Origin of the sequence: Rhizobium sp. P38BS-XIX, from assembly GCF_012641435.1 — a bacterium.
Classification (GTDB): domain Bacteria; phylum Pseudomonadota; class Alphaproteobacteria; order Rhizobiales; family Rhizobiaceae; genus Rhizobium.
The window spans coordinates 76,312-102,527 of sequence record NZ_JABAIJ010000010.1 but is presented as its reverse complement, the minus strand read 5'-3'; the positions used below and the strand labels follow the sequence as shown (position 1 = coordinate 102,527).

Genomic DNA, 26,216 nt, shown 5'->3' with positions numbered 1-26,216 from the left:
AATTTAACCGATCGTCGATCGCAGAGGCTGGATCATCCAATCGCTTGCGAGATAGAGAACATCGGGCACGCTCATCCGATAGAGCATCATAGCGGCGATCACGAGGATCAGCAGCACAATCGCAATTCCCATGCGCACGGGCCGACGCGGCGCGGGCGGGCCGGCGCGTCTGAACTGCATTGCAGCGGCAGCGACAACGGCAACCCCTCCGGCCAGGCCGTAGCGGGGATCGTTTGCCACACCGATCAGCAGAAATGCACCGATATAGGAGGCGCCCGAGAGTGTGAGTGCCAACGAAAGCGTATCGACCGCATCCATGCGTCGCGCCGCATCATGCAAGAGCAGAAGCAGTGCAAGCCCGAGAGCCAGCCAGACGGCCGGCGTCGCCCACGGGCCGAAGCGGACGAGATCAAGTATCTTGCGGGCGCCATGCAGCGGTTCGATGCGCTCACCCGGCGTACCGTCGACGACGGCATGGATCGCCGGAACGGAGGCTTCGTGACCTGCGATCAGAAACTGCATCGCGGCATTGAAATGGCCAAGCCGATGCTCGGCATAGGCGAGCGGATGTTTGCGGATCGCCGCTATCCAGAGCGGTGTCAGGCTGACCGACGGGCTAGGTGCCGTGTTCGACTGCTCGGTCGCCAGACCCGAAGGCGTATCGGCTGAGCCGGCGATTGCATCCCAGAGAAAGCCGCAGCGCCCCCCATGATAAAATATGTCGGCGATGATGGGCGAATAGCATTCATCGATCTGCGCCAGCGTGATCTTGTCTTGAGCAACCGTCGTATCGCGCGAAAACCTGACGATACCGGCAAGATCAAAAATCTGCAGGGTCCGCAACGCACCGGCCGGCCGGGCACCAAGAACACTCTGGTTGACAAGGCTACTGACAGGCACCAGGGCAACCGCGACAATACCGCAGGCAAGCGCCAAGCTGATGGGCCGTTTCAACAGGCTGGGCCAAATCATCCAGACAAGCACAGGCATGACGGCAAACCAGCTATTGCTGCGCACCAGACCTGCATACAAAAGCAGAGCTGCAACAATCACGCCGACAAGAACAGGCACTTTTCTGTCTTGCAGACGATATTGGGCGACCAGGGCAACGGCAAGCATCAGCGTGGCAACGAGGCCGACGTCCTTATGAATATTGACTATATGCATGAGAAACGGCGGGAACAGGGCAACGACGACAGTGGCCCAGGCGGCAAGCCGATCCCCACGGCGCTCCAGCGCCAGCGCCAGAATGGCAAACGCCAGCGCCCAGCACAGCATCTGAAAGACGAACATCGTCCAAACACCGCCGCTGAACAGCATGAAGAACGACCACAGGCGCGCCATGACAGGCGGATGCCAGTCGTTGTAAACACCGCTTACGGCCTGCTCAAACTGGCTTTGGCTATCCGGATTCATCTCGCCCGGGAAGCGTAAGGCCGTGAAGAGGCCACACGCGAGCAAGATGACAAGGAAGATCGAAAGGCGGTGGCTGAAACGCGGCATGACAAGGCTCTCGCCGGGATGAAGATGGTCATGGGAATATCAAGCCCTGCCGGGAGAGCAAGACTTTGAATATTAATTAGATAAGTAAGGTAAATTACTTCAACAAATTTTAATAAAAACGACAGCAGATTAACGATCCGAGAGTATCGTTGTTAATATTAATTCCTACAAAGATTTGACGAGTATTGGCGTTTATCATACGCCCTTGCTGAAGACACCAATATCGGAACGCTTCTCATGAGCAATTTGCAGAATGTCGATCTTTCTTCCGGCGGTCCTGTTGCCGGCCAGTACATTCAACCGCGTCTGGCGGTTCTGATCCCCTGCTACAATGAGGAATCGACGATAGCGACGGTCGTTGGCGACTTCCGGCTCGCGCTGCCGACGGCAACGATTTACGTTTACGACAACAATTCGACCGATCGCACGATCGAGGAAGCCAAGCGCGCAGGCGCTGTCGTCCGCTCCGAATATCGACAGGGCAAGGGGCAGGTCGTGCGCCGCATGTTCGCCGATATCGATGCCGACTGCTATATTCTGGTCGATGGCGACGATACCTATTCGGCTGCAGCCGCGCCGCGCGCCATCGAGCATGTGATCAAGGACAGCATCGATTTCGTCAACATTGCCCGGATTTCCACCGTGACGGAGGCCTATCGCCTCGGTCATCGCTTCGGCAACAAGATGCTGACGAATATGGTTCGCTTCTTCTTCGGACGCCAGTCGAGCGACATGCTCTCGGGCTACAAGGTCTTGTCGCGCCGCTTCGTCAAATCCTTCCCCGCGATGTCGAGCGGCTTCGAAACGGAAACCGAACTGACGGTGCACGCGCTTGAAATGCGCATGCCGATCGCAGAGATCAGCGCGCCCTACAAGGAGCGCCCGCCGGGCTCCTTCAGCAAGCTCAGCACCTTCCGCGACGGCTGGCGCATTCTCATGCTGATCGCGCGCCTGATAAAGGACGAGCGCCCGCTGAAGTTCTTCGGCACGATCGGCCTGCTCCTTTGCCTTCTGGCGTTCGGCCTTTCACTGCCGCTGCTTGTCACCTATGTCCAAACGGGCCTGGTGCCGCGCCTGCCGACTGCCGTTCTAAGCGTTGGCCTCGTCATCACCGGCTTCCTGACGATTTTTGCGGGCCTCATTCTCGACGTCGTGACCAAGGCGCGACAGGAGATGAAGCGCATGGCATATCTCGTCGCCTGACACTTTGCGGCGCAATTCGCTATCCAGCAAATTGCGCAACGCTCTGATCATCGGTTTCACGTATGGCAGGAGGCGACTCCTGCCATTTACGTGTCAAGCACCGACATCCAGGACGATCTTGCCGCGGGTCCGGCCAGCCTCCGACAGTTCCAGCGCCGTCCTGATCCCTTCGAATGGAACGACCGTGGTGACGTGGGCCTTCAGTCTGCCGTCTTCGACGAGTTCGCGGATGGAGGTCAGCTGTGCGGCATTTGGCTTGCACTGCACCCGCGCGACGCCAACGCCATGCTCGCTCGCCTCGTTTTTCGGAAAAGCCACCGCGGTGACGAGGAAGCCGCCCTTGCGCAAGGTGGCGAACGCGCGTTCGAAGGTCTCGCCTCCCACCGTGTCGAAGACAACGTCCATGTCGTGCACAAGCTCTTCGAAGGGCTGCTTGGTGTAATCGATGAATTCGTCCGCTCCGAGGCTACGCACATAGTCCTCATTGCGCCCGGACGCGATCGCGGTGACATGGACGCCGGCGACCTTCGCCAACTGCACCGCCAACGAGCCGACCCCGCCGGAACTGCTTGTCACAAGAAGGCGTTGGCCACTCGCAAGCCTGGCGAGATCGAACATCGCCTGCCACGCGGTCAAAGCGCCTAGCGGTACGGTAGCCGCATGGACGAAATCAAGGTTCGCAGGCTTGAGCGCGATGTCCGCGGCCTTGGCGATCGCGTACTCGGCAAAGCCGCCGGATTTTATGATTCCATAGACGGCATCGCCTTGCTTGAAGTCTGTGACGTCCCGCCCGAGCATCTCGACTGTACCGGCGATCTCTCCACCGAGATGGATGGGCAGGGTCATGCCCATACGTTGACCCGCACCGCCGCGGATTTTCCAATCGACCGGATTGATGCCGGCGGCCCTGACTTTCACCAGAACCTCGCCGGCTTGCGGTTGAGGGCGGCCGACTTCCTCATATCTCAAGACATCATTGGTACCGTATTCGTGAATTACCACTGCCTTCATTTTTTCGCTCATGACTGTTCTGACCAGCTTTGATTTGTTCTCGATCATTGACGAGTGTCATGATAGATGAGCGGCTTAACGATGTGGCGCCAATCCGCATCGCGCAAAGGCCAATCGATGTCGCAACCTCCTTTCAGCATTCAACGTGGCTTCAAGCAGCGTGGCGGAGGTATGCCCACGCATTCGCATCACGAGGCGCAGCTGACCTTTGCCGCATCGGGCATGGTGCAGGTTTGCACGGGAGAAGGCCGTTGGCTCGTGCCGTCGCAGCTCGCGGTCTGGATTCCGGCGGGTCTCCTTCATCACGTCGAAGTGCTTTCCGATGCCGATCTCTGGATGGTGCATTGGGATCCATCGGTGGCGCAGGCATGGGCGCCGCCCAAACCGCTCGATCGGACGTTCGCGCTGCGGGTTACTCCGCTGCTGCGCACCTTGTTCGATACGGCGTTTGCGGCTGATACCGGGCCGGAAAAAACCGAGCTCGTCGTCAGGCTTATGCTTCACGAACTCGCCGAAACGGCGCATGCTCCGACATTTCTCCCCATGCCCACAAGCCCAATCTGCCAGCGAGTGGCCGATCTGGCGCTGAGCGATTGCCAAAACAGATTGAGCGTCAGCGAGCTTGCATCGCGCTCGGCAACATCGGTGCGCACCTTGAGCCGATTGTTCCCCATGGAGACCGGGCTGACCTTCAAGTCCTGGCGGCAGCGTGCGCGGATCGTGCAGGCGATGGACCGGCTGGCGCGGGGAAAGGAAATCGCCCGCGTCTCAATGGAATTCGGCTTTTCCAGCACGGCGGCGTTCTCAAGCGCATTCCGACAGGTGACTGATATGACGCCGACGGCCTTCATGAACCAGGCGGGAGCCGCACCTGAAGCCGCATCGGCGGCCTAGCTCAAGCCGATAGTCTTGCTTCCAACGTATTAGGGGATGGCAGGATGTCCGGCCAGCCAATCGTGGAATGCATTCACCTCATATCGACGCAGTGCCTTTGCCGAGGCGACCACATAATATGCCCATTTCACCGGCCAGCGGACCTCCGGCATGAGATGAACGAGGCGGCCGCTTTCCAATTCCTGGGCGACAAGCGCCTTTCGAACCAAAGCAACGCCCCGCGCCGTCACAGCGGCCTGGATGACGGCAGCAGTCGAATTGATTTTCAATCCGCCGTCGCTTGGCGGATGATTGACGCCGGATCGAGCAAGCCATTCAGTCCATGTCGGAAAATCGCCGCCCGGATGGGGCGTTCCATCGTGAATAAGGGTCTGCTCGGCGATCCATCCGGCCGTCGCCGTCTGATCCGGCGGCAAGAACTTATTGTGGCACACGGCGATAATTTCCTCTCCCATGAGGAATGTCGACTTCACGCCCTTCCATGATCCAAGCCCGCAGCGGATGCCGATATCGGCTTCCCCTTGCGACAGATCGATCACACGATCCGACACATCGAGCCGCACATCGATGTTGGGATAACCAGCCGAAAAATCCGCAAGCCTTGCCAGGAGCCAGTTGGCGACGAGCGCCTGTGACGCTGTCACCACCACGACCGACCGGGCCTTGCGGCCACGCAATTTTCGTAGGCCGGATTCCAGCATGTCCAGCCCCTGCGAGATGTCGTCGAGTGCATCCCTGGCCTCCTCGACAGGCGTCAATCGTTCCGCGCCGGAACGAGCTCGCTTGAACAATGGATAGCCTACCCAATCCTCCAGCGAGCGGACGAGCTGCCCGACAGCCGGCGGCGTGACATCGAGCTCCGTGGACGCGCCGACAAAGCTCCCATGCCTTGCGGCAGCTTCCAGTGCCTGCAGCGATTTCAGTCTGGTCAGGTTTCTCATGGCGCCAACGACAAAGATTTTCTTTCTGTTCGATATGGCGCCTTTTCCTCGCGATTGCAAACGCCGGGGCCTAGGTTGTGGGGATCGAAGAAATGAGGATTGTGTCATGGTTGTTGAAGGAAAGACCGCGCTTGTGACAGGCGGCTCGAGCGGTATCGGACTGGCCGCGGCCCGCATGCTGCGCGACAACGGTGCGCGCGTCGCCATCACCGGACGCTCTTTTGAAAAGCTGGAGAGCGTTGCCGCCGAGCTTGGTGGCGACGTTGTCATCATCCAAGCTGACATCACGTCGGCGGCCGACCGCGCCCGAATGAAAACCGAGGTGGAGAGAGCATTTGGTTCACTCGACATTCTATTCGCCAATGCCGGCGTCGCCCTCGGCACGCCGCTCGCAAGCGCGGACGAAGCGACTTACGACACGATCATGGATGCAAACGTGAAGGGCGTCTTCTTCACCGTACAGGCTGTGCTGCCGCTCATTCGAGAGGGTGGATCGATCATCCTCAACACATCATGGCTCAACCAGGTCGGCACACCTGGAAGAGCGGTTCTATCGGCCTCGAAGGCGGCAGTTCGCTCCTTTGCAAGGACGATGTCGGCCGAGCTGATCGACCGCAGGATCAGGGTCAATGCCGTCAGCCCAGGGTCGATCGAAACCCCGATCCATCGCGGGCGCGACCAGACAGAGGAAGAGTTTCGCGCGTATGTGGAGCGTGTCGGCGCCCAGGTGCCGATCGGGCGCATGGGCCGACCGGAGGAAATCGCCGCCGCCGTCCTTTTCCTGGCCAGCGATGCATCCAGCTACATGCTGGGGGCCGAGATGGTGATCGATGGCGGCAGGGCGGAGCTTTGACATGCTGCTCAACGAGGACCTAACCAAACGCACCGTAGTCCATGCCGGTCGTCTCGACTGGGTTCCCAGTCCGATGAAGGGCGTCGATCGACGCATGTTGTTTCGCATCGGCGACGAAAAGGCGCGCGCCACATCGATCGTTCGCTATGCATCGGCGAGCAGCTTTTCGCATCACCAACATCCAGGCGGCGAAGAGTTTCTGGTTCTCGAAGGGGTATTTCAGGACGAAAGCGGCGACTTCCCGGCCGGCACTTATGTGCGCAATCCGCCAGGCACAGGGCATGCGCCGAAGAGCGCCGAGGGCTGCACCATCTTCGTCAAACTCTGGCAATTCAAGGAGGCCGACCGCAATCGTATTGTCCGATATCCCAGTGAGGGCGAACCGACCTTTGCCCGCGACGGCGTGGCGTCCGCGCGGCTCCTGTTCGACGGATCGAACGAAACGGTCGTGATGGAAGACTGGCGGCCGAACTCAGACGTCGAGGTCGATAACTCCAAGGGATTGGAATTGCTGGTGCTGGAGGGCGACTTCGTAGAATCAGGGGAAGCATTCCTGCGCTGGAGCTGGCTACGGCTTCCGCCAGAGCAAGAGTTCCGCGCGAAAACCGGCCCAGCCGGAGCACGCGTGTGGTACAAATCCGGTCCGCTTCTTCATGCGGACGTTTGCGCTTTCGAAGCGCCGCAATCAAGAGGGAGCAAGGGACGATGAGCACGTATCACGTCGCCATCATTGGCGGAGGTCTTGCGGGCCTTTATGCGGCTCAAGCTCTTCATGCCTCCGGCATCGACACGGTCGTCATCGAGGCTCGTGACCGCCTCGGGGGCCGCATCCTGTCTGCAGACGAGACCGGACATCCTTCCGAGGATGGCTTCGATCTCGGCCCCTCGTGGTTCTGGCCCACGATGCAGCCGGCGATGGCAGAGCTGGTCGATGAGCTCTCGCTTCAATCATTTGCGCAGAACAGCGTAGGCGACGTGGTTTTCGAGAGAATGTCTCGCGAGCGGCCGCAGCGCTTTTCGCCGGCGATGGAAAACCAGCAATCCATGCGGATCGCCGGCGGCACCGCGGCGGCGATCCGGGCTTTGGCAGGCAAACTCCCAGCCGACCGCATTTTCCTTCGGACGAAGGTGATCGCGATGACCTTGATGGACAAAGGCGTGGAACTCAACGTTGAGGCGGGCGACACGGGTATCCGAACGCTGACGGCTGCACGTGTGATCGCCGCCCTACCGCCGAGGCTCCTCGAAACATCCGTCACCTTTTCGCCGGCGCAAGACGAGGCAACCGTAGCACGTTGGCGCGGCACACCAACCTGGATGGCGCCGCATGCGAAATTCTTCGCTGTCTACGACAGGCCATTCTGGCGCGCCGACGGCCTTGCGGGTACGGCGCAAAGCATGGTCGGACCGATGGTCGAGATCCATGATGCGACGACTGCTTCCGGGAAACCGGCATTGTTCGGATTCCTCGGAATCAGCGCGGCGCAGCGGGCAACGTTGGGCGACGCCTCTTTGAAGCAGGCCTGCATTGCGCAATTGGGCCGCCTGTTCGGCTCCGAAGCCCTTAGCCCCAGAGCTACATTGCTGAAGGATTGGGCCGCGGATCCTTTTACGGCGACGACGGCAGATAGTGTCGGCGGAGATCATCCGATGCCGGGCAGCCCGAAATGGGTTTTTGGTCCCTGGGAAAAGCATCTTCTTCTTGCCGGCAGCGAGACCAGCGACACGGAGCCCGGCTATCTGGCCGGTGCCGTCGAGGCCGCCAAACGGGCCGTCGCCCGCATTCTTTCCGATGTGGAAACGCCATGACCATGGCAGTTCGGAACCCGGCAGCAGTTGGGACCAATGGCATATTCTCAGCGTGCCTGGATCGTGCTTCCGGCTGCGACTATGGTACTGGTGCCGCTGGTTTGCCGCGCAGCCCGTCCCTCTCGCGATTCGGGCTCGAGCGACTGACAGACTTGGGAATCGGATCCATAAAACGGGATAAAAACATGCCTTCCACGCTTTTCCGCCAACCTCTCCTCAACGACGCTTCCCGATGCTTCGAAATCGAGACATCCGCCTATGAAGGCGACGAAGCGGCGACCCTGGAGAAGATCGAGAAGCGTATCGCGCAGTATCCCGAGGGATTTTTGCTTCTCGAGGCCGATGGCAAGATCGTGGGCTTCATCAATAGCGGATGCGCGTTCGATGTCGTCATGTCGGACGAGGAATTCAAGGAATTGATCGGCCACGATCCGGCCGCACCCAATGTCGTCATCATGTCAGTCGTCGTAGACACCGCCGAGCAGGGCAAAGGCTACTCCAAATTGCTCATGCAGCGTTTTATCGAGCAGATGCGTGCGGCAGGCAAGAAGACCATCCATCTCATGTGCAAGGAAAAGCATGTCCCACTCTACGATCGAATGGGTTATCGCTACGTCAAGCCCTCCGCATCAGATCACGGTGGCATGGCCTGGCATGAGATGATCATGGAGCTATGACGGCGGGCGCTCCGTCCCCGCTATCATTCGCCCCGAACAACGAATAGCACGGTCACGAAGCAAGCGCGGCGCTGCCGCTCTCGAAGAGTGACTGATCGTCAAGAATGTTCGCGGTCAGCATCGCACCTTCGAGCGTCGCCAGGACTCGCACCGCGGCGTCGTGGCCAAGGCCGCCTTCCTGCAGCTTGTCGATGCCTAGCGCGAAAAACCGCTTTACCTCTACCCTGACCTCTTCGGCGAGATCATGCGACGTCGCGGCGAGTGCGCCGCAGAGGCACATTCGCCCATCCCGCACCAAAGCAGCCCGGAACACTTGTCGCCATGCCTGAACCACGTCGAGACCGGCCATGACTTCCGCATCGACGGCGGCCATGAAGCGATCCGTGTAGCGACGAGCGACCGCCGCCGCCAGTTTCTCCTTGGCGGGAAAATGATAGTGCACCGAAGACGCTTTCACCCCGACATCTGCTGCGACATCGCGAAAGCTGAAGCCGTTGTAACCCCCGCCCCGAATGCGCTTTTCGGCAGCGTCCAGGATGGCACTTGTCGTATCACTCATCTCACACCTCTCTATCTAATGTTAGATAGGGCTTGTATCTTTCAAACACAACGCCTAAGTCTCATTCATCTATCTAACGTTAGATAGACAAAAGGAGATAGCAAATGCGTTTTCAAGACAAGGTCGTTGCGATCACAGGCGGTGGTTCGGGTATCGGAAAGGAAGCGGCGGCAAGGTTCGTAGCCGAGGGAGCGAAGGTGGCCATCAACGGCCGGGATTTGGCGAAGCTCGAAACGGCTGCGAGAGAGATCGATCCGAGCGGCCGCAACGTTGTCGTTTCCGCCGGCGACATTGCAAAGCCGGAAACCGGCGCCGCACTCGTCGACCTCGCGGTCGCGCGCTTCGGGAAGCTCGACATTCTCGTAAACAATGCCGGCGTCTTCAACCCGAAGCCGTTCATCGAGCTGACGGAAGCAGACTATGATTGGTATCTGGACACGATCCTAAAGGGCAAATTCTTCACGGCTCAGGCTGCCGCGAAGGCGATGAAGGACAAGGGCGGCGCAATCGTCCAGACGGGCTCGATGTGGGCCATCCAGGCGATCGGCGCAACGCCATCGGCCGCCTATTCCGCCGCAAATGCCGGCGTCCACGCCATGGTCCGCAACCTTGCGATCGAGCTTGCGCCCTACAACATCCGCATCAATGCGGTTGCACCGGCCGTCGTCGAGACGCCGGTCTACAACACTTTCCTGTCTAACGAGCAGGTGAAGGAAGTCCTTCCGACCTTCAACTCCTTCCATCCGCTCGGCCGCAACGGCCAGCCGCGCGACGTCGCCGAGGCGATCCTGTTCCTCGCATCGGATCAGGCCTCGTGGATCACGGGCACGATCCTTCCCGTTGACGGCGGCGTGACTGCCGGACGCCAGTGAGGAGACCGAGATGAACAACATGCAGGACTGGAACGCCTATCGCGATGCTCTGATCGGTCGGGTTGGAGATTTTGCCAAACTGAGCCCCGATGTTCTTCGCGGCCTGACGACGATAGAAAACAGCGGCCTTAAAACAGGGAAACTCGAACCCAAGATGCACGAGATCTTAGCGCTTGCAGTGGCTGTCGCGACCCGCTGCGATGGCTGCATCGCGGTTCACGCCCAGAAGGCAATCGAACTCGGCGCAACGGAAGGCGAGATTGCGGAGGCCCTGGGCGTCGCCATAGCGCTCAACGCAGGTGCTGCGCTTACCTATTCGGCCCGCGTTTTCGATGCGATCGAAGCCCTACCAAAGAAGTAGGAAAATATGGGCGAGCGCCATTCAAGCACTCGCCCATTTATTTTTCCGCAGATTCCCTTTCGTTCGGGCAAGCTAGATCGGCTGCACCGGTCCTTCGGCCGGAACCAACCCGGGCTCGACAGGCGTTGGATCATTTGGATTTTTCGTATCGCCGGGATCCTGGGCGGGGGTCAATGGCGGCTTTTCCTGGACACGATCCGGAATCCCCGGCGTTGATGTCGGGCCACGCGGTGCCTCTGCGGGATCTGGAAGTTCGGTCGGCATATTGGCCTCCTATCCATCGGTTGGCTCATCAATGACCAACCCACCGCAACTCGGATTGTTCCGATCCGAATTGCGCTCGAATGGAGGATGGAGCCGCACACGGTCTGCACCGCAGTCGAAGCCGCGCCGTCGCCAGCGCTCAGTGCTTCGAGCGATAGCCTGCCGAAATCTTCTCTAGATCGGCCGGCGTTGAGGCCTGCGCGCGCCTGCTTGTCTCCTCGACATACTGCGTGGTGAAATCCATGCCGGTGCAAATCCCGAAGCTGACCAGGCGGCACTCTCCATTTGGATTTTTCTGCTCGCAATCGTTGATCGCCGATTGCTCCGCCGCCCCATACCACGTGCCCCAGCCCATATAGAGGTTTCGCTCCGAATCCGCCGCCGGCGCCCCGCACACATTGGTAAAGCTGTCGATGATACGGCAGCCCCTGGCGCCCATATCCCGGCACGACGACATCGCGTCGCGCTCCGCCGAGCGCGCATCCTGATGCAGGAAGGTCCAGGCGACCTGTCCATTCGAGTTGATGGCGAAAGCAGCCCAGGTATCCGTTCCAGGGCCCGACGGCGCCTCCGCCTGCGAATTGTCGTCCTCGCTCGGCTGGGTGTTATAGTCGCCACTGTGGGTATTGTAGGGCGAATTGGGGGCGTCCGGGGGAATGCCCATCGGATTGCCGCCGCAAGGTATGCCGGGTGCACATTGCGCCCAGGCGGCTGGCGACCCAAACAGAAGCAGCGGCAGCAGCAACAAACCATGCTTCATCAATGTCATATCACTCTTGCCTCGCCTCTTGACCATCTCGGCTGGTGCCTCGACAGGGCCTAGCGATAGAATATTAATACAACCGAAGCAATCATCAATCGCCTATGAACAGCCTATCCGGGTCTTATCCCGCGCGTTGTTATTCTATCCGATACTCCGATTCTGATTCAAATGCCGCCGGCTTCTGGCGTGTGTTGCACGAAAAATTGCCCTGTATACGGGTAACAAATAAACGGCACGACAGCGACCGTCATGGTCGTCTTTATCTTGCATCATGCGCGCCAAGATCACGTAACAATCCCATTGTCTTCGTGACGCTGCGGCTTATTTTGGTGTGAATTGACGATGCACTCATAAAGGACCGGCAGTGACCACGGAGATACCGTCCGCGCTCGAAGAGCATAAGGAAGACGATCCTCTCTTTCGCAGCGAAGCACGACGGCGTGCGCTGTTCGAGGCCATCGACGATGGCTTTTGCATCATCGAGTTCATCGACAGTCCCGAAGGGCCGTTGAGCGACTATGCACACATCGAATCAAACTCCGGCTATGAGCGGCAGACCGGCATCAAGGACATTGTGGGCAAACGGCTTCGCGAGATTGAGCCCGACAATGCGGATGTCTGGCTAGAGATCTACGGCGGCGTTCTAAAAACCGGAGAGACGGTTCGCTTCGAGCAGGAATTCAAGGCAATCGGCCGTCACATCGAGGTCTCAGCCACGCGTCTCGAGCCTGCGAGCCTCCGTCAGGTCTCGGTTCTCTTCCGCGACATCACCGCGCGCAAGGCCGCTGAAGCCGCTCTGCGCGAAAGCGAGGCGGTCGCGCGCGAGAACATACAGCGGGTTCAGCTCGCGCTTGCAGCCGGTGCGATCATCGGGACCTGGTCCTGGGACGTCCAGGCGGACAAGTTCACGGTCGATGAGGCTTTCGCAAACGCCTTCGGTTTCGACCCATCGCTTGGGCGCTTCGGTCTCAGTCTTTCTCAGGTCGTCGAGGCGGTTCATCCGGACGATCAGGCAGGCCTAGCAACTGCGATCAGCGACGCCTTGAAACGAGGCGGACCCTACGCACACCAATATCGGACGCGAAGGGAGGATGGAAATTACTATTGGCTGGAGGCCAATGGCCGTGTCGATCTCGACCCGGATGGCAAACCGTCCTTATTTCCCGGCGTCCTGATCGACATCGACGCGAGGCGCGGTGTGGAGGAGGAGCGCGATCGTGCCGCCGCCGAACTTCGCGCCTTGACGGAAAGTCTTGAGCAACGCGTCGAAGAGCGCACGGCGGCCCTGCTTCATGCGGAAGAAGCGCTGCGACAAGCCCAGAAAATGGAAGCGGTCGGCCAGCTGACAGGCGGTCTGGCCCATGATTTCAACAATATTCTTGCCGGCATCGGCGGCAGTCTCGAGCTGATGAAAACGCGGCTCACGCAGGGCCGCATCGGCGATATCGATCGCTATCTGACCGGCGCGCAGGGCGCGGTGAAGCGCGCAGCCGGCCTGACCCAGCGCCTGCTTGCCTTCTCGCGCCGCCAGACACTCGATCCGAAGCCGTCTGATATCAACCGGATCGTCGTTGGCATGCATGATCTGATCACCCGCAGCGTCGGTCCGGCCATCGAGGTCGAGATGGCCGGCGCAGGTGGCCTCTGGACCGCATTCGTCGATGTCGGGCAGCTTGAAAATGCACTTCTCAATCTTTGCATCAACGCACGCGACGCCATGCCCGACGGCGGCAAACTGACCGTCGAAACCGGAAATCGATGGCTGGATGAGCGTGCCGCGAGAGAGCGGGGCGTCGAGCCGGGTCAGTATGTCTCGATGTGCGTCAGCGACACCGGAACGGGGATGTCACAGGACATCATCGCCCGCGCGTTCGATCCGTTCTTCACGACGAAGCCGACCGGTCAGGGCACGGGGCTCGGCCTCTCGATGGTCTATGGTTTTGCCGGTCAGTCGGGAGGCGCTGCGCGCATCTATTCCGAACTCGGCAAGGGAACGATGATCTGCATCTACCTGCCACGCTATATCGCGGACGGAACGCAGGACGAGGTCGCTCCGGTCGAAGCGCCGGCGCCGGCCGCCTCCGGGCAGACAACCATTCTCGTCGTCGACGATGAGCCGCTGGTGAGGATGGTGGCCGTCGAGATCCTTGAGGAGCTCGGTTACTCCGTACTGGAGGCCGACGATGCGCCCTCGGCCCTGAAGATCTTCAGGGCAAGGCCAGACATCGATCTCATCGTGACGGATGTCGGCCTTCCGAACGGCATGAACGGCCGGCAGCTCGCCGATGCCGTGCGCATCGACCGGCCGGATTTTCCGATTCTTTTCGTGACGGGCTATGCCGAAAACGCAGTTCTCAACCACGGTCACCTGGATCGCGGCATGCAGGTTCTGACAAAGCCCTTCGCGAGCGATGTCTTCGCACGACGCGTCGCCGATCTGGTGGGTGGGCAGTAGATCTCCAAAGCAGACTGAACCACGACAATAGCTCCCTGCGCGTCAGTCCTTCCGCATCAGGGCAATCAGCTGCCTGACCGCCGGCGAGCTTTCGTTGGCGCGATGGACTGTGGCGATCTCCGAAATGATGGCTTCACCGGCCAGCGGCCGGAAAACGACGCCCGGCATCCGAATGACATCCTCCACAACGCTTGGAACGATCGAAATGCCGACGCCAAGGGAAACCTGTGTCAGAACGGCGAGAAGGCCGCCGGGTGTCGAGACGATGCGCGGAGTAAAATTACCCCGCCTTGCCACCTCATATGTACCGGACTGTTGCTCGGGAGCGATAAATCGCTCTACGGCAAGTCGTTCAGGTTCCACGGGCTCTCCTGATCCAGCTTCGGCGTGAAAACTGGAGAGTGCGAGGGAGAAGCAGTCGCGCAACAGAATGTGGCATCTAAGCGACTTTGGCAGCACCATCGGGAGACGCAGAAATCCGACGTCGACACGACCATCGACAATGAGACCGGGCAAATCATCCATGGGAAACTCCCTGGCGTTGATCTCGACCTCGGGTGCGATCTGACGAAAGCGGTTCGTCAACTCCTGCAACACGCCGCCATAAGCTGCGGAACCGACATAGCCTATCTCGATCCGGCCGATCTCCCCTCGCCCAGCCCGGCGCCCGGCACTTTCGGCCTTTGCAAACTGAGCAAGGACATTGCGCGCTTCCGCGAGAAAAACGTCACCGGCAGTCGTCAGCGCCACGGATCGCTTGGTTCGCACGAACAGGCGGGTTGCCAGCGTTCGCTCGATTTCCTGGATTTGGACCGTGAGTGTCGGCGGCGCGATGTTGAGCTTTTCCGCCGCCCGGGCAAAGTGCAGCTCTTCCGCAAGAGTGACGAAATATCTTAGATGACGGAGTTCCATCGGAGACCCATAATTAGGCTGGACCTAATTATAAATCAGAATGCCACGAATGAGAAGAATTCAAGGATCCGATTGAATGCATGCGAATATCCAACTCACAGGAGACGAGCATGTATATCCTCCCATTTGCCGCCATGACCGAGACGTCAGCGCCTTATGCGCATCCCACCCTTTCCTTTGGCCACTCATCCGAACCCGAATTCATCGGGCTGGATACACGGAACAGAATATCAGGCGTTGGGGCGCAGCCGCGATGAGTAGCGAATCCGAAACGCTGAACGGCGCACGCACCACAAATTCACTTCTGATTTTGCTGACGGCGTCGACCGGTTGTACGCTGACCGTCCTCGACACCAATATCGTCGCCGTGGTGCTGCCGACGATCGCGCGCAATTTCAACGCGACTTTTGCCGAAATCGAATGGGTCATCAGCACCTACGTCCTGAGCTTTGCGTCGCTTCTCCTGCCGGCCGGTGCGATTGCGGATCGCTTCGGACGCAAGCGTATCTTCCTGGGCGGCATTGCCATCTTCACCCTGGCATCACTTCTGTGCGGGATCGCGCCGACGGCGCGTGATCTTTATCTCGCCCGTGTCCTGCAAGGCGTGGGCGCGGCCTTCCTGCTGGCGCCGGCGCTCGCCATCATCGGCCATACGTTCCATACGGAAAGCGAACGCAACCGAGCCTGGGCGATCTGGGGCGGCATGATGGGACTGACCATGGTGCTGGCACCCGTCGCCGGTGGCGTCATTACTTATGCGCTCGGCTGGCGCTGGGGCTTCCTGATCAATCTGCCGGTCTGCGCGCTGCTTGCAATCGCGGTCATATGTTTCGTCGACGAATCCAGGGATGAAGCGGCGCGCAGGCTGGACCCCGCCGGCATCGTTTTCTTCACGGCAACCATGTTTGGCCTGACCTGGGGTTTGATCAACGGTCAATCACACGGCTGGTCTTCGCCAAGCGCCCTGATCGGATTTGCCGCCGGCTCCGGCGCGCTGATCGCCTTCATCATTGCCGAACGGTCACAGGAGCGGCCGATGCTCGATCTCGGCCTTTTCGCAATCCCGCGCTTCGTCGGCGCCGTCCTTGCCATGTTTGCCTATGCGGCCTGTGCCCAGGTCATGGCGTCGCTGCTGCCGCTCTTTCTTCAAAACGGATTGGGAAATGGCGCATTGCGCGCCGGCCTTCTCATGCTGCCGTTCGCTCTGGCGATGCTGAGCTTTCCCTATATCGGTCGCCGGCTGGGCCAGAAGCTCGGCTCCGATCGCATCCTTCCGCTCGGCCTGCTTCTGGTCGCCCTCGGCAGCATGGTGACGGCTTTCGGTGCGTACAACAGTTGGCAGGATACTGTCCTTGCGGGCATGTTGATATTGGGGAGCGGCGGCGGTCTGCTGAACGGCGAAACGCAGAAGGCCATCATGAGCTCCGTCCCGCGTGGACGCGCCGGCATGGCATCCGGCATCAGCACCACGGCCCGGTTTTCCGGCATCCTGCTTGGTTTTGCCACCTTGAGCGGCATTCTCGCGACTGCCGTGCGCAATACGCTTGAAGCGACAGTCTGCAGCACAATGGCACTTCATTGCGAAACCTCCGGCTTTGCCGACGCCGTTGTTGCAGGCGATCTCGAGAAAGCCGTTCAGGGCCTTGCCGAGCCACAGCGAAGCTCGGCCCTTGCGCAGGCGATGCAGGCCTATTCTCACGGCTTTTCGGTGGCACTGACAATCTCGGCGATCGCTGCGGCCTTTTCCGCGATTGCCATCCTTGTACTGATGCACGGAAAGTCCGCGAAGACATCGTCGGACCAAGTCCCCCGATAGTCGAAGCGCACGCTTGTATTACGTGATCTGGACGGCAGCACATTGCCGTCCAACAGCCAGTCATGGCTTGATTTGCATCTATTCGGGGCGAACCTCTATGCCGGCGATGATGATATCAACCATGCGCCTGGCGGCATCTTTCCAGTCCGGCCCGTTGTTGCTGGCAAGGCCGCTGACGGCGCGCAGGAGATCCAGCGGAGGGATATCGAGCCTGATGTCGCCGCTTTCGACGGCGCGTGCCGTTAGCATTTCCATGGAGCTGCTGATCAAGGGGCCGGAAGCCGCATAGAGCGTTGACGTTCCCCCCACCAGAGAATTCAGCACCGGATACATGCCCTGTTTGGTGGCTATGTAATCGATAAAGACCAACATCCACTGCCGTAACGCCTCCTTGGGCGGCAGACGTTCGGCAAGATCGCGCGCGGCTCTCGCCAGCTGCTCGGTTTCATTTCTATAGACGTCACCAATCAATGCGTCTCGAGTTGGAAAATGGCGATAGAGCGTGCCGATACCCACGCCGGCAAGACGTGCGATTTCTTCGAGGCTGGCCTCTGCACCCTTTTTTGCAAAGGCGTCCTTGGCCACTTCCATCAGCCGGATCCGGTTGCGTTCCGCGTCCGCGCGCGGTTTGCGCGGAACTGGTCGCTCACTTTTTATCGTCACGTCTTCAAAACACCCCTTGATAAACGGAGGGTGCCTCCGTATTTAATTCGGAGGCACCCTCCTCTTAATCCATTCGAGGGCGGCGGGCAATCGCTCGCCGCTATGGCGTGCCCGTGTATCCACGGTTGAAGGAGATATTCATGACCGAACCTTTTGGAGCGACTTCCACCACAGATGAAGTTCTTGCCGGCATCGATCTGAGCGGCAAGCGCGTGCTCGTTACCGGCGTTTCGGCAGGTCTCGGCGTCGAGACGGCGCGGGCGTTGGTCGCTCACGGTGCCCAGGTGGTGGGCGCCGCCCGCGATCTGGCCAAGGCGCGCGCGGCAACTGCACCGGTTGCAGCCGCCGCCAAAAATGGCGCGAGCCTCGAATTGATTGAACTGGATCTCGCCTCGCTTGCCAGCGTTCGCAAAGCCTCACAGGCGCTGGTCGCGGACGGACGCACCTTTGATGTCGTCATCGCCAATGCAGGCGTCATGGCATCTCCCTTCGGCCATACCGCCGACGGCTTCGAGACACAATTCGGGACCAATCATCTCGGCCACTTCGTTTTCGTCAACCGGATCGCCTCGCTTATTGCCCCCGGCGGTCGCCTGGTAAACGTCTCGTCCTCCGGCCATCGCTTTGCCGACGTCGATCTCGACGATCCCAACTTCGAACGCGGCGATTACGATCCTTGGCAGGCCTACGGACGCTCCAAAACCGCCAACATCCTCTTTGCGGTGGAATTCGACCGTCGCCACCAGGCGCGCGGCGTTCGCGCAACTGCCCTTCATCCAGGTGGTATCCAGACCGAACTTGGCCGCCATCTTCCCGAGAATGCGCTGGAACAAATGCTGGAACGGATCAATGCCGAACTTGCCGCCGAAGGCAAGCCGCCCTTCCAGTTCAAGACAGTACCGCAGGGTGCGGCGACCTCCGTCTGGGCCGGCGTGGTTGCCGATGCCGCCGATGTCGGTGGCAAATATTGCGAAAATTGCCACGTCTCCGCCATCACCGATGGGCTGATCAACCCTATCAGCGAAGGCGTGCGTTCCTACGCCCTCGATGCAGAGCATGCAAAGGCGCTTTGGCGCAAGAGCGAGGAAATGGTCGGCGAGGTCTTTTCAGCTTAAAGCGCTGACAGCACCCCCTTTACGGCCATGTCGCTACCGGCAGATATCCCCTGCCGGTAGCGATTTTCAAACATCAAAAAGCGCTAGATAGTGGGCAGCATTCCACCATCCAGCCGCAGATTGGCACCGGTTATATAACCGGCTCGCGGGCTGACGAGAAACGAAACGGCGTCAGCGATTTCCTCCAGCGTTCCAACACGACCAAGGGGCACCTGCGCAAACAGCGGCAGTACCGCCTGCTCGATCTCCACCCATGGCGCGTCCTCGTTGAGCCCCCTCTCGACGGCCACCTCCCTAAACCGGGCGTCCAGCCGGCCACTGTGAATCGTGCCCGGCGACACGGTGTTGACGGTAACGCCATCAGCGGCAGCGGCTCTTGCCATCGAAACGGTCATCGCGTTCATTGCCGCCTTACAGGCTGCATAGTCGGGCCGGGAGGCCGGAGGCATCAGTCCGGCGAGGCTTGAAATGTTGATAACGCGGCCCCAGCCGGCCTGCCGCATGCGCGGCAAAAGACGCGTCGTTACCCTCACCGCAGCGACAACGTTGCGATCATAGGCCGACATCCATGAAAGCGGGCGACTTTCCGACCACTCCTCGGCCGCGCCTGATCCGCCCGCATTGTTGACCAGAATGTCTATCGGTCCGGCAACGGCGTGCGCTTCGTCCACGAGCGCCGACACATCCTCATCCACGGTCAGATCTCCGACAACGGCATGAGCACGGCCTCCATCGCGCACGATGTCGCGAGCGACATCTTCCGTCTGTGTCCTGTTGCGGCCGTGGACGACGACGATCGCCTTCTCACGCGCAAGGCCTCTCGCAATCGCCTCGCCAATGCCTTTGCTGCTACCGGTGACGAGCGCGATCTTTCCGTCCAGTTTTAAATCCATGTCATTGCACCTATTTAGAGCCGATGGCGCAAAGAAGAACAAAACGATGATCGAGACAATTACGCACTTTAAGGTGCCTGTAGACCGTGAAGAGCGGTCGGTCTGCCTCGGCCCGGATGGATCCGTGGCAGAGGTCAGCCGCCTGCTTCGGATGATCAGCGGACGCTGGAAACTTCCGATCCTGTTTCGCCTCTTCGCGGAACCGTCGATGAGAACGCTGCAAATGAAGCGGGATATACCCGGCATTTCGCAAAAGATGCTGACGCAGCATCTCAAGGAACTGGAAAAGGATCGTCTCATCGAAAGGAAGGATTTCGGCGAGCAGCCGCCGCGTGTCGAATATCAACTGACGGATAGCGGCCGCAACCTGATGCCGGTCTTGATGGCGGCCCGCGAATTCTCGCGACGCCATTCCGCCCAGGGCGAAGTCAAGCAGTAGAGCGTTGAACCTGCCGGGCTGACCAGATCCTGATGCACTGGCCACAGATACCTGCATGGCAAAGCAAAAGAACCTCAAAATGAGCCTCTGAATTGTGCGTGAAAGATGCGATGGATGGATCTGCAACCCGCTCATCTTCTTCTGCGAGACACTCCATGCGCCGCTTCGCCCTTTCCAGCATCCTGATCGCCCTCTCCGCCTCGGCGGCTTTCGCTCAGCAGGCCGATCATTATACCGCGATGAGCAACACAGCCGTCAGCATCACCGGCGATGTCTGGATGGACGATTCCGGTATCAAATTCGAGAACGGGGAATCCCTCGACTTCTCGGACCTCGTTGCCGATCACTTCAACGTCGATGGCCAGAAGGTGCCGGCCTCGGTCTATCGAGTCAAGGACCCCTCCGACCCGGAGCTGCAAAATGGCAATCAGCTGTGCGGTTCAGGGGATGTGACCTATCTCGCATCCTGGGCGGACGGATCGGGCTCGACCGCAATCGCCGTCTTCACCAGCCAGCGCGCTCCGAGGAGCAGCGGCGAGATGTGCGCGCTTTATACCTATGAGGATCAGAAGTAAAAACTGTCTGTCTCGGTCGCGGACCGAGCAATATCGACGGAAAAAGCTGACTGAGAGCGGGTCGGATCCTCAAAGCGAGGCCGCGCGCTAAATAGAACCAAAATCTAAATTGTCGATCCGTCTGGAACAAAATCCGGACCCTTGAGTTTGTTATGCGGTTAGCTATGCAATGAACTCATTCGGGCACGATTCTCGGTGGGGCGAGGTATTTAATTTAGATGTTGCAAACTGTTTTATCAGGACGACGGTGGCGATTGAAAGCGGCGACCGATGTCCACCATCGACGGCTTGACGGTTTGAACCACGAATTGGCGATGTTTCAATCGCGCGACGCCTACCGCAAATATTTGGCGGCAACGCTTGTGAGCCGCGGTCTCCTGGAAGCGAAGCTCGAGGCAGGCGGGGTCGAAAACCTGGTGCCGGACTGGGGAGACCGCAAGATCATAAGCCAGCTACGGAAAGATATTGCCGACCTTTCGGACGAGCCAATGGACGACGAGATACCGGTCGAGACTGCCGAAGCCGCTTTGGATCTCTCAGACATGATCGGAACGCTCTATGTCCTCGAAGGCTCGGGGCTTGGTGCGACAATCCTTGCCAAGAAAGCAGCCGAACTCGATCTTTCCGCGGAATTTGGAGCGCGGCATCTGGCGACCCAGGTTGGCAATTTGCGATCCTGGCATGAAATTCTAAAGCTCATCGACACCACGCCAATCGAAGATGAAGAGCGCTGCATTGCAGCCGCTATCTCCACGTTCGGCGTTTTCGAGGAAAACTACGAAAAGGTGTTTGGAAATGTCTCCAGACGGACCTCTTGATCAAACGGCCTGCGACCGCGAACCGATCCATATTCCCGGGTCGATCCAGCCGCACGGAATGTTGCTGGTGGCAGAGTTGGCAACCGGCAGGACGATGGGTGGCGCAGGCGACATCGAAGATTGCTTCGGAGACGACTGGATAGGAAGAGGGATCAACGATCTCCTCGGCTTCGATGCTCTGTCGCGCACAGCGCAGGCGCCGCGTGCCCACGAGGTGATCCTCGGCAAGCACGAGGTCGGTGGGGCCGTTCTCGACATACTCGGACATATTTCGGACGGCTATCTTCTGGTCGAACTCGAACCGGCCGGAAGCTCCCCGATAACACCCGAGCAATCGTTGTCCAATCTCGACGCGATTGCTCATCGCTTCGAGATAGCGGCCGATACGGCCACGCTCTTCCAACATGCGGCGACCGATTTTCGCAAGCTGACCGGCTTTGATCGGGTGATGATCTATCAGTTCATGGAGGACGCCTCCGGCGTTGTCATCGCCGAAGATCGCAACGAGGCGTTTCCGGCCTTTCTGAACCACCATTTTCCGGCAAGCGACATTCCCAAGCAGGCGCGCGCGCTTTATCTGCGCAATCGCGTACGAGCCATTCCCGATGCCACATACTCGCCCGCTCCGTTGCGCTGGGCCGGCGCCGGCGCACCTGTCCTCGATCTGAGCGACGTCGCACTCAGAAGCGTTTCGCCTATTCATCTGCAATATCTGCGGAATATGGGTGTGCGCGCCAGCGCATCTGTCTCGATCATCAAGGATGGCATTCTCTGGGGCCTCGTCGCCTGCCACAATGCGACGCCCCTTGAGATGCCGTTCGCGATCCGCGCAGCGGCCATGGCGCTTGGCAGCAGCCTCGCACGGCAGATCAAGGCCAAGGACGAGGCCGAAAACGCTCGCGAGCGCCTGAGATTGCGCGCTCACGAGGATCGTCTCGTTGAAAGTCTCCTCATCGATGCTCCGCTGGACGAGCAATTGACGGCTGCGGCGTCGAACCTGCGCCAGATGATGCGATCCGACGGCTTTGTGGCCATTTCTCCAAAGGGCATGATCGCACAATCAGGTACGCATCCGGAGATCGACGATATCAGGACGCTACTCGATCTCGTGACGCCGAAGCTCAGGGAAGGCATCTTCCATTCGCATGAGTTTGGACGCACGCCTCGTCTGCCGAACCATCTGATCTCGCTGGCGAGCGGCATTGCCGTGCTCAGGCTGGCGCTTGAAGAAGAGATATTCCTCGTCTGGTTTCGGGCGGAGAAGGTGCAGGTCGTCGAATGGGCCGGCAACCCGCATAAGAACCCGGGGGATACCATTACGTCCCCTCTGACGCCACGCGCTTCGTTCGCGGCATGGTCGGAAGAGGTCCGGGGCCGCTCGAACTACTGGAACAACAACAAGATCGATGCGCTCCACCGTGTCGGCCGCGTGATTTACGACAGCGATCAGCGCCAGCGTATAGATCGCCTGAACCGCGCCTTGCAGAAAACTCTCGAGCAGAAGGAAGAGTTGCTCAAGCAGAAGGATTTCCTGATGCGAGAGATCAACCATCGTGTCCAGAACAGCCTGCAGCTCGTTTCGACCTTTCTGAAGATGCAGACGCGCGACATCGAGGACCCCTCGATCATTCAGCATCTCAACGATGCCAGAAGCCGCATTTCGGCGGTCGCGCTGGTACATCGACGCCTTTACTCCGACAATCATGTCGGCTCGGTCGATTTGGCACGCTATCTGAGCGAGCTTTCAAACGAGCTTTTCCTGTCCATGGGCGAAGAATGGCGCAGCCGTCATACCAGCAACTTTTCGCCGGTTCTGATGGATGCCGACCGCGCAATCAATCTCGGGCTGATTTTCTCCGAGTTGATCACCAACGCCAACAAATACGCGTATGGTGGCGCGCCTGGCCCGACCAGCGCATCACTCGATCACCACTTCAATCAGGCTCGCCTCGTCGTCGCCGACAGTGGCGCTGGCAAAACGCGGCTGACGTCGGGTTTCGGTAGCAAGATGCTGAATGCCATCATCGTGGGTCTGGGCGGAGAGCTGCAGGAAACGGACAACAATCCCGGCCTCAGGATCATTGTTACGGTGCCCATACAGTTTCAGTAGGAAACTGCCTGCTCAAACGCCTGAAACTCGATGAAGCCTTGCAGATGGCAGAGCGCCGATGGCGGCGCGTGATCTGCCATCTGTCCCGAAGGATGCTTTTACTTCGCCTTCGAGTTGGCCGACGCCTGCGCCAGTTTGGTCAGCTTTTGGTCGGTTGCCTTCTCTTCTTCCAACGTCTGTTGCAAGAGCGGCACCGCGTCCTTCATACCCAATTGCTTGGCCCATTCGATCAATGTGCCGTATCGTGCAATCTCGTAGTGCTCGACAGCTTGTGCTGAGGAGATGAGGCCGGCATCGAGCGCCTGCGTGCCCTTGAACTCCTCGGTAATCTCGTCGGCCTCAGCGATGATGCCCTGAATGGCTTCGCATGTCTTGCCTCTTGCCGGCTTGCCGAGAAGCTCGAAGACCTGCTCAAGCCGCTCTACCTGCCCCTGCGTCTCCTCGCGATGATGGAGAAAACCCTGTTTGGCTTCCTCCGCCTGTGCCGCGCGCGCCATTTTCGGAAGCGCCTTCAAGATCTGCTTTTCGGCGTAGTAAATGTCCTTCAACGTATCCAGAAATAGATCGTCGAGCGTTTTCGTCGCTGCCATTTTCATCCTCCAACAATTGGGGGCAAGGTCGTCAGCTATGACGATCTTCCCTGTCTTGGTTTCGTTTTTCTGCTTGTTGAGTAGAGACCGCTGACGCGACTCCAACCATGACGCTGATCGAGAGTGTTCAAAGCTCAGCCAAGTCTTTGCCGGCCGACCGATAAAGCTGCCTCGATCACCCGCTCCGAACAGAGCATAAGAGCTTTGGTTCCGACATTTTACAAATGCGCGTTGAATCAAACGAATCTGGCCTGTGCCCGGCAAGCACCTGGTCGTAAGGCCAATGTCCGCTTTTTTACTACTCTTTGCTCTGCGCAGGGAACTTTATGCGTTGTTGTTCATTAGGTTAGCCGAAGCAAGAGGAGTAGCACATGACAACTGAACGAACTTCCGAACGACGTCGACCTGTTCGTGGCGCCGCTTACTCCCTGGCAGAGTTTCAGCAAAAATACGGGCTCGAAGGCGGCACGGCTGAAAACCTTTTTGAACGGTTCGGTCCTTCGTCTATCGAGCTCGACCTGCTGATGGCAGCAAAGCGGCGTGTGCCCTCCATGCAGGATCTCACGAAGGACATGCCGCATCGCTAAGGCGACGGCTTGGCGCGAAAACCTATGCAATCGGGCCGATGAAACAGTTCCCGCTTCGCGGTGGCGTGGCGGACGACGCCTGCGCAGGGCGTAGTCGATCTAGCTGGCTAATAAAAGATCTGAGGAACAGAAGCCGCAACGCCTTCGTTATTCATGCAATCGCAATCGTACGTCCAGAACGCTAATTCCCACAGAAGGAGCAAGCTATGACGAACGAAGATCAGAAAGCTCAGAAGGCCGTCGAAGCGCAGCCGAAGAAAAAAGCGCCGAAGGCTCCCGAACACCCCGCGCCCGGTCCGCATGCGAAAGATCATCTGATCGACGAAACCAAGACGCCCGGCAGCGGCGCCTTGCCCGATGCCAAGGAAGGGAATGTCGACCCTGGCTCGGGCTGAGCGACGCGCGCCCGTTTCGTTCGGAAGCGCGGTGACACTCGTCAGAATGCGGTGGAACAAAACTTCTGAACTCGTGTTTGAGTAGCATCAATTCATCACTGGAGGATTTTCAAATGGGTCGCGGTATCCTGCTCTGGCTTCTCGGTATCCCACTGCCGATCGTCATTCTTCTCGTTCTTTTCACCCGATAGGAGGCCTCGATGTCCTCTGTCGAAGACGCTCCCGCAGGCCTTGCGCCTGTCGAATCTTCAAAGCCTGCCATTGTCTGGGGCCCGATCGTGGGCGGCGCGCTCGCCGCAACCGGGACAGCGCTCATCCTTCTGCTTTTGGGGTCGGGTGTCGGGCTGACGATGGTATCGCCATGGTCCGGTCAAAGTAGCTCTGCAGCGACTGTCGGTATTACGGCGGCCATCTGGCTCGTCGTGGTGCAATGGCTTTCCTCCGCGATCGGCGGCTACCTGACTGGCCGACTTCGCACCAGCTGGGTTGAAGTTCACTCCGATGAAGTATTCTTCCGCGACACCGCGCATGGCCTGTTGAGCTGGGCTCTGGCGACTGTCTTCGTCGCGGGATTTCTTGCCTCGTCGCTGACATCGCTTGCGGGCGCAACGGTCGGCGCGGCCGGCAGTGTCGTCCAGGCGGCAGGCCAAGCTGCAGCACAGGCAACACCGACAAGCGGCGTGGACCAGGCGACGGGTTACTTCACCGATGCCTTGTTGCGGCCGGCGAAAGTAGCCGACAAGGCCCAGAGCAACGACGGAGCGGCGGCAACGGAGATTTCACGAATTCTGATCCAGGGCGCGGCCCAGGGACAGGTTCCCGATAGCGATAAAACCTATATCGCATCGATCGTCTCGGCCCGCACCGGACTGTCGGATGCGGATGCCAAGAGCCGCGTCGACACTGTCTTCAAACAGATCGACGACGCCAAAACCGCAGCAAAGGTGGCCGCCGACAAGGCCCGGAAGACGGCAGCGACGACAGCGCTTGTCGGAGCGCTCTCCCTGTTGATCGGCGCATTCATTGCTTCTGCCGCCGCAGCCCTGGGTGGCCGACAGCGCGACGAAGAGGAAGATCTGGTTCTGCAGGCACGTCGGCCGCGCATTTGAGGGACCGGACGCCTTAGTAAGTATAAATA

General features: G+C 59.4%; 28 protein-coding genes. 18 read left to right on the top strand and 10 right to left on the bottom strand.

What is annotated here, in order from left to right:
• Window positions 1-3: 3 nt before the first annotated feature.
• Window positions 4-1,503: a hypothetical protein gene (locus HGP17_RS26730; protein ID WP_168813644.1), complete on the bottom strand. Its 1,500-nt coding sequence runs from the start codon at window positions 1,501-1,503 to the stop codon at window positions 4-6.
• A gap of 237 nt (window positions 1,504-1,740) precedes the next feature.
• Between HGP17_RS26730 and HGP17_RS26725 the strand changes: the two genes are divergently transcribed.
• The gene (locus HGP17_RS26725) at window positions 1,741-2,706 is read left to right on the top strand and encodes a glycosyltransferase family 2 protein (protein ID WP_168813642.1); all 966 of its coding nucleotides are present in this window, start codon (window positions 1,741-1,743) and stop codon (window positions 2,704-2,706) included.
• 93 nt (window positions 2,707-2,799) lie between these two features.
• Here the strand turns inward: HGP17_RS26725 and HGP17_RS26720 are convergent, their stop codons facing one another.
• On the bottom strand, window positions 2,800-3,717 hold the full coding sequence (locus tag HGP17_RS26720) for an NADP-dependent oxidoreductase (RefSeq protein WP_168813640.1): 918 nt from the start codon (window positions 3,715-3,717) through the stop codon (window positions 2,800-2,802).
• Window positions 3,718-3,888: 171 nt separating this feature from the next.
• Here HGP17_RS26720 and HGP17_RS26715 point away from each other — a divergent pair, with 171 nt between their 5' ends.
• Complete coding sequence (locus HGP17_RS26715) at window positions 3,889-4,611, top strand: helix-turn-helix transcriptional regulator (RefSeq protein WP_246704226.1); 723 nt, start codon at window positions 3,889-3,891, stop codon at window positions 4,609-4,611.
• Window positions 4,612-4,640: 29 nt separating this feature from the next.
• Here the strand turns inward: HGP17_RS26715 and HGP17_RS26710 are convergent, their stop codons facing one another.
• Window positions 4,641-5,552 carry a LysR substrate-binding domain-containing protein gene (locus HGP17_RS26710; protein ID WP_168813636.1) on the bottom strand — a complete coding sequence of 304 codons (912 nt, stop codon included), beginning with the start codon at window positions 5,550-5,552 and terminating at the stop codon, window positions 4,641-4,643.
• Window positions 5,553-5,658: 106 nt separating this feature from the next.
• Between HGP17_RS26710 and HGP17_RS26705 the strand changes: the two genes are divergently transcribed.
• The 4 genes from HGP17_RS26705 (at window position 5,659) to HGP17_RS26690 (ending at window position 8,891) form a co-directional block, all read left to right on the top strand.
• Complete coding sequence (locus tag HGP17_RS26705) at window positions 5,659-6,405, top strand: SDR family oxidoreductase (protein ID WP_168813635.1); 747 nt, start codon at window positions 5,659-5,661, stop codon at window positions 6,403-6,405.
• Between the two features lies 1 nt (window position 6,406).
• Window positions 6,407-7,114, top strand: a complete 708-nt coding sequence (locus HGP17_RS26700; RefSeq protein WP_168813633.1) for a cupin domain-containing protein — start codon at window positions 6,407-6,409, stop codon at window positions 7,112-7,114.
• Window positions 7,111-8,214 carry an FAD-dependent oxidoreductase gene (locus tag HGP17_RS26695; protein WP_168813631.1) on the top strand — a complete coding sequence of 368 codons (1,104 nt, stop codon included), beginning with the start codon at window positions 7,111-7,113 and terminating at the stop codon, window positions 8,212-8,214. The genes HGP17_RS26700 and HGP17_RS26695 overlap by 4 nt, the downstream gene beginning before the upstream one ends.
• Window positions 8,215-8,399: 185 nt before the next feature.
• Window positions 8,400-8,891 (top strand): GNAT family N-acetyltransferase, encoded by a 492-nt coding sequence (locus HGP17_RS26690; RefSeq protein WP_168813629.1) that lies wholly within the window; start codon window positions 8,400-8,402, stop codon window positions 8,889-8,891.
• Window positions 8,892-8,943: 52 nt separating this feature from the next.
• Here the strand turns inward: HGP17_RS26690 and HGP17_RS26685 are convergent, their stop codons facing one another.
• Entirely contained in the window at window positions 8,944-9,450 is a 507-nt protein-coding gene (locus tag HGP17_RS26685) for a TetR/AcrR family transcriptional regulator (protein WP_168813627.1), read from the bottom strand.
• A 104-nt stretch (window positions 9,451-9,554) separates the two neighbouring features.
• Between HGP17_RS26685 and HGP17_RS26680 the strand changes: the two genes are divergently transcribed.
• Window positions 9,555-10,322 carry an SDR family NAD(P)-dependent oxidoreductase gene (locus tag HGP17_RS26680; RefSeq protein ID WP_168813625.1) on the top strand — a complete coding sequence of 256 codons (768 nt, stop codon included), beginning with the start codon at window positions 9,555-9,557 and terminating at the stop codon, window positions 10,320-10,322.
• Between the two features lie 10 nt (window positions 10,323-10,332).
• Window positions 10,333-10,683 carry a carboxymuconolactone decarboxylase family protein gene (locus tag HGP17_RS26675; RefSeq protein WP_348648996.1) on the top strand — a complete coding sequence of 117 codons (351 nt, stop codon included), beginning with the start codon at window positions 10,333-10,335 and terminating at the stop codon, window positions 10,681-10,683.
• 72 nt (window positions 10,684-10,755) lie between these two features.
• Here HGP17_RS26675 and HGP17_RS26670 read toward each other — a convergent pair whose 3' ends face one another.
• Together HGP17_RS26670 and HGP17_RS26665 are read right to left on the bottom strand one after the other, a co-directional pair.
• Window positions 10,756-10,947: a hypothetical protein gene (locus HGP17_RS26670; RefSeq protein WP_168813623.1), complete on the bottom strand. Its 192-nt coding sequence runs from the start codon at window positions 10,945-10,947 to the stop codon at window positions 10,756-10,758.
• 139 nt (window positions 10,948-11,086) lie between these two features.
• Window positions 11,087-11,716, bottom strand: coding sequence for a DUF4189 domain-containing protein (locus tag HGP17_RS26665; protein WP_168813621.1), 630 nt, complete (start codon window positions 11,714-11,716; stop codon window positions 11,087-11,089).
• A 358-nt stretch (window positions 11,717-12,074) separates the two neighbouring features.
• On the opposite strand from HGP17_RS26665, the gene HGP17_RS26660 reads away from it, so the two are divergent.
• The gene (locus tag HGP17_RS26660) at window positions 12,075-14,165 is read left to right on the top strand and encodes a response regulator (RefSeq protein ID WP_348648995.1); all 2,091 of its coding nucleotides are present in this window, start codon (window positions 12,075-12,077) and stop codon (window positions 14,163-14,165) included.
• A gap of 42 nt (window positions 14,166-14,207) precedes the next feature.
• Here the strand turns inward: HGP17_RS26660 and HGP17_RS26655 are convergent, their stop codons facing one another.
• Window positions 14,208-15,077, bottom strand: coding sequence for a LysR substrate-binding domain-containing protein (locus HGP17_RS26655; protein ID WP_168813619.1), 870 nt, complete (start codon window positions 15,075-15,077; stop codon window positions 14,208-14,210).
• Between the two features lie 253 nt (window positions 15,078-15,330).
• On the opposite strand from HGP17_RS26655, the gene HGP17_RS26650 reads away from it, so the two are divergent.
• A complete protein-coding gene (locus tag HGP17_RS26650) occupies window positions 15,331-16,893 on the top strand; it encodes an MFS transporter (protein WP_205926145.1) in 1,563 nt (520 codons plus the stop codon).
• 78 nt (window positions 16,894-16,971) lie between these two features.
• Here the strand turns inward: HGP17_RS26650 and HGP17_RS26645 are convergent, their stop codons facing one another.
• On the bottom strand, window positions 16,972-17,484 hold the full coding sequence (locus tag HGP17_RS26645) for a TetR/AcrR family transcriptional regulator (RefSeq protein ID WP_168813617.1): 513 nt from the start codon (window positions 17,482-17,484) through the stop codon (window positions 16,972-16,974).
• Window positions 17,485-17,696: 212 nt separating this feature from the next.
• On the opposite strand from HGP17_RS26645, the gene HGP17_RS26640 reads away from it, so the two are divergent.
• Window positions 17,697-18,671, top strand: a complete 975-nt coding sequence (locus HGP17_RS26640) for an SDR family NAD(P)-dependent oxidoreductase (RefSeq protein ID WP_168813615.1) — start codon at window positions 17,697-17,699, stop codon at window positions 18,669-18,671.
• Window positions 18,672-18,754: 83 nt separating this feature from the next.
• Here HGP17_RS26640 and HGP17_RS26635 read toward each other — a convergent pair whose 3' ends face one another.
• On the bottom strand, window positions 18,755-19,564 hold the full coding sequence (locus HGP17_RS26635) for an SDR family NAD(P)-dependent oxidoreductase (RefSeq protein ID WP_168813613.1): 810 nt from the start codon (window positions 19,562-19,564) through the stop codon (window positions 18,755-18,757).
• Between the two features lie 46 nt (window positions 19,565-19,610).
• On the opposite strand from HGP17_RS26635, the gene HGP17_RS26630 reads away from it, so the two are divergent.
• The 4 genes from HGP17_RS26630 to HGP17_RS26615 all read left to right on the top strand — a co-directional run bounded on the left by HGP17_RS26630 (window position 19,611) and on the right by HGP17_RS26615 (window position 23,506).
• A complete protein-coding gene (locus HGP17_RS26630) occupies window positions 19,611-20,003 on the top strand; it encodes a helix-turn-helix domain-containing protein (protein WP_168813611.1) in 393 nt (130 codons plus the stop codon).
• A gap of 155 nt (window positions 20,004-20,158) precedes the next feature.
• Window positions 20,159-20,578, top strand: coding sequence for a hypothetical protein (locus HGP17_RS26625; protein ID WP_168813609.1), 420 nt, complete (start codon window positions 20,159-20,161; stop codon window positions 20,576-20,578).
• Between the two features lie 314 nt (window positions 20,579-20,892).
• The gene (locus HGP17_RS26620) at window positions 20,893-21,396 is read left to right on the top strand and encodes a biliverdin-producing heme oxygenase (RefSeq protein ID WP_168813607.1); all 504 of its coding nucleotides are present in this window, start codon (window positions 20,893-20,895) and stop codon (window positions 21,394-21,396) included.
• Window positions 21,299-23,506, top strand: a complete 2,208-nt coding sequence (locus HGP17_RS26615; RefSeq protein ID WP_205926144.1) for a histidine kinase dimerization/phosphoacceptor domain -containing protein — start codon at window positions 21,299-21,301, stop codon at window positions 23,504-23,506. The genes HGP17_RS26620 and HGP17_RS26615 overlap by 98 nt, the downstream gene beginning before the upstream one ends.
• A gap of 98 nt (window positions 23,507-23,604) precedes the next feature.
• Here the strand turns inward: HGP17_RS26615 and HGP17_RS26610 are convergent, their stop codons facing one another.
• Window positions 23,605-24,096 (bottom strand): ferritin-like domain-containing protein, encoded by a 492-nt coding sequence (locus tag HGP17_RS26610; RefSeq protein ID WP_168813594.1) that lies wholly within the window; start codon window positions 24,094-24,096, stop codon window positions 23,605-23,607.
• 371 nt (window positions 24,097-24,467) lie between these two features.
• On the opposite strand from HGP17_RS26610, the gene HGP17_RS26605 reads away from it, so the two are divergent.
• The 3 genes from HGP17_RS26605 (at window position 24,468) to HGP17_RS26595 (ending at window position 26,187) form a co-directional block, all read left to right on the top strand.
• Window positions 24,468-24,683 (top strand): hypothetical protein, encoded by a 216-nt coding sequence (locus tag HGP17_RS26605; RefSeq protein ID WP_168813592.1) that lies wholly within the window; start codon window positions 24,468-24,470, stop codon window positions 24,681-24,683.
• A 206-nt stretch (window positions 24,684-24,889) separates the two neighbouring features.
• Window positions 24,890-25,078 carry a hypothetical protein gene (locus HGP17_RS26600; protein WP_168813590.1) on the top strand — a complete coding sequence of 63 codons (189 nt, stop codon included), beginning with the start codon at window positions 24,890-24,892 and terminating at the stop codon, window positions 25,076-25,078.
• 200 nt (window positions 25,079-25,278) lie between these two features.
• On the top strand, window positions 25,279-26,187 hold the full coding sequence (locus tag HGP17_RS26595; protein ID WP_168813588.1) for a hypothetical protein: 909 nt from the start codon (window positions 25,279-25,281) through the stop codon (window positions 26,185-26,187).
• Window positions 26,188-26,216: the final 29 nt, after the last annotated feature.

What these genes read in the sequence shown, in the direction of transcription:
- HGP17_RS26730 (WP_168813644.1), bottom strand. Translation starts at nt 1,503, where the DNA reads ATGCCGCGTTTCAGCCACCGCCTTTCGATCTTCCTTGTCATCTTGCTC.
- HGP17_RS26725 (WP_168813642.1), top strand. Translation starts at nt 1,741, where the DNA reads ATGAGCAATTTGCAGAATGTCGATCTTTCTTCCGGCGGTCCTGTTGCC.
- HGP17_RS26720 (WP_168813640.1), bottom strand. Translation starts at nt 3,717, where the DNA reads ATGAAGGCAGTGGTAATTCACGAATACGGTACCAATGATGTCTTGAGA.
- HGP17_RS26715 (WP_246704226.1), top strand. Translation starts at nt 3,889, where the DNA reads ATGCCCACGCATTCGCATCACGAGGCGCAGCTGACCTTTGCCGCATCG.
- HGP17_RS26710 (WP_168813636.1), bottom strand. Translation starts at nt 5,552, where the DNA reads ATGAGAAACCTGACCAGACTGAAATCGCTGCAGGCACTGGAAGCTGCC.
- HGP17_RS26705 (WP_168813635.1), top strand. Translation starts at nt 5,659, where the DNA reads ATGGTTGTTGAAGGAAAGACCGCGCTTGTGACAGGCGGCTCGAGCGGT.
- HGP17_RS26700 (WP_168813633.1), top strand. Translation starts at nt 6,407, where the DNA reads ATGCTGCTCAACGAGGACCTAACCAAACGCACCGTAGTCCATGCCGGT.
- HGP17_RS26695 (WP_168813631.1), top strand. Translation starts at nt 7,111, where the DNA reads ATGAGCACGTATCACGTCGCCATCATTGGCGGAGGTCTTGCGGGCCTT.
- HGP17_RS26690 (WP_168813629.1), top strand. Translation starts at nt 8,400, where the DNA reads ATGCCTTCCACGCTTTTCCGCCAACCTCTCCTCAACGACGCTTCCCGA.
- HGP17_RS26685 (WP_168813627.1), bottom strand. Translation starts at nt 9,450, where the DNA reads ATGAGTGATACGACAAGTGCCATCCTGGACGCTGCCGAAAAGCGCATT.
- HGP17_RS26680 (WP_168813625.1), top strand. Translation starts at nt 9,555, where the DNA reads ATGCGTTTTCAAGACAAGGTCGTTGCGATCACAGGCGGTGGTTCGGGT.
- HGP17_RS26675 (WP_348648996.1), top strand. Translation starts at nt 10,333, where the DNA reads ATGAACAACATGCAGGACTGGAACGCCTATCGCGATGCTCTGATCGGT.
- HGP17_RS26670 (WP_168813623.1), bottom strand. Translation starts at nt 10,947, where the DNA reads ATGCCGACCGAACTTCCAGATCCCGCAGAGGCACCGCGTGGCCCGACA.
- HGP17_RS26665 (WP_168813621.1), bottom strand. Translation starts at nt 11,716, where the DNA reads ATGACATTGATGAAGCATGGTTTGTTGCTGCTGCCGCTGCTTCTGTTT.
- HGP17_RS26655 (WP_168813619.1), bottom strand. Translation starts at nt 15,077, where the DNA reads ATGGAACTCCGTCATCTAAGATATTTCGTCACTCTTGCGGAAGAGCTG.
- HGP17_RS26650 (WP_205926145.1), top strand. Translation starts at nt 15,331, where the DNA reads ATGAGTAGCGAATCCGAAACGCTGAACGGCGCACGCACCACAAATTCA.
- HGP17_RS26645 (WP_168813617.1), bottom strand. Translation starts at nt 17,484, where the DNA reads ATGGAAGTGGCCAAGGACGCCTTTGCAAAAAAGGGTGCAGAGGCCAGC.
- HGP17_RS26640 (WP_168813615.1), top strand. Translation starts at nt 17,697, where the DNA reads ATGACCGAACCTTTTGGAGCGACTTCCACCACAGATGAAGTTCTTGCC.
- HGP17_RS26635 (WP_168813613.1), bottom strand. Translation starts at nt 19,564, where the DNA reads ATGGATTTAAAACTGGACGGAAAGATCGCGCTCGTCACCGGTAGCAGC.
- HGP17_RS26630 (WP_168813611.1), top strand. Translation starts at nt 19,611, where the DNA reads ATGATCGAGACAATTACGCACTTTAAGGTGCCTGTAGACCGTGAAGAG.
- HGP17_RS26625 (WP_168813609.1), top strand. Translation starts at nt 20,159, where the DNA reads ATGCGCCGCTTCGCCCTTTCCAGCATCCTGATCGCCCTCTCCGCCTCG.
- HGP17_RS26620 (WP_168813607.1), top strand. Translation starts at nt 20,893, where the DNA reads ATGTTTCAATCGCGCGACGCCTACCGCAAATATTTGGCGGCAACGCTT.
- HGP17_RS26615 (WP_205926144.1), top strand. Translation starts at nt 21,299, where the DNA reads ATGAAGAGCGCTGCATTGCAGCCGCTATCTCCACGTTCGGCGTTTTCG.
- HGP17_RS26610 (WP_168813594.1), bottom strand. Translation starts at nt 24,096, where the DNA reads ATGGCAGCGACGAAAACGCTCGACGATCTATTTCTGGATACGTTGAAG.
- HGP17_RS26605 (WP_168813592.1), top strand. Translation starts at nt 24,468, where the DNA reads ATGACAACTGAACGAACTTCCGAACGACGTCGACCTGTTCGTGGCGCC.
- HGP17_RS26600 (WP_168813590.1), top strand. Translation starts at nt 24,890, where the DNA reads ATGACGAACGAAGATCAGAAAGCTCAGAAGGCCGTCGAAGCGCAGCCG.
- HGP17_RS26595 (WP_168813588.1), top strand. Translation starts at nt 25,279, where the DNA reads ATGTCCTCTGTCGAAGACGCTCCCGCAGGCCTTGCGCCTGTCGAATCT.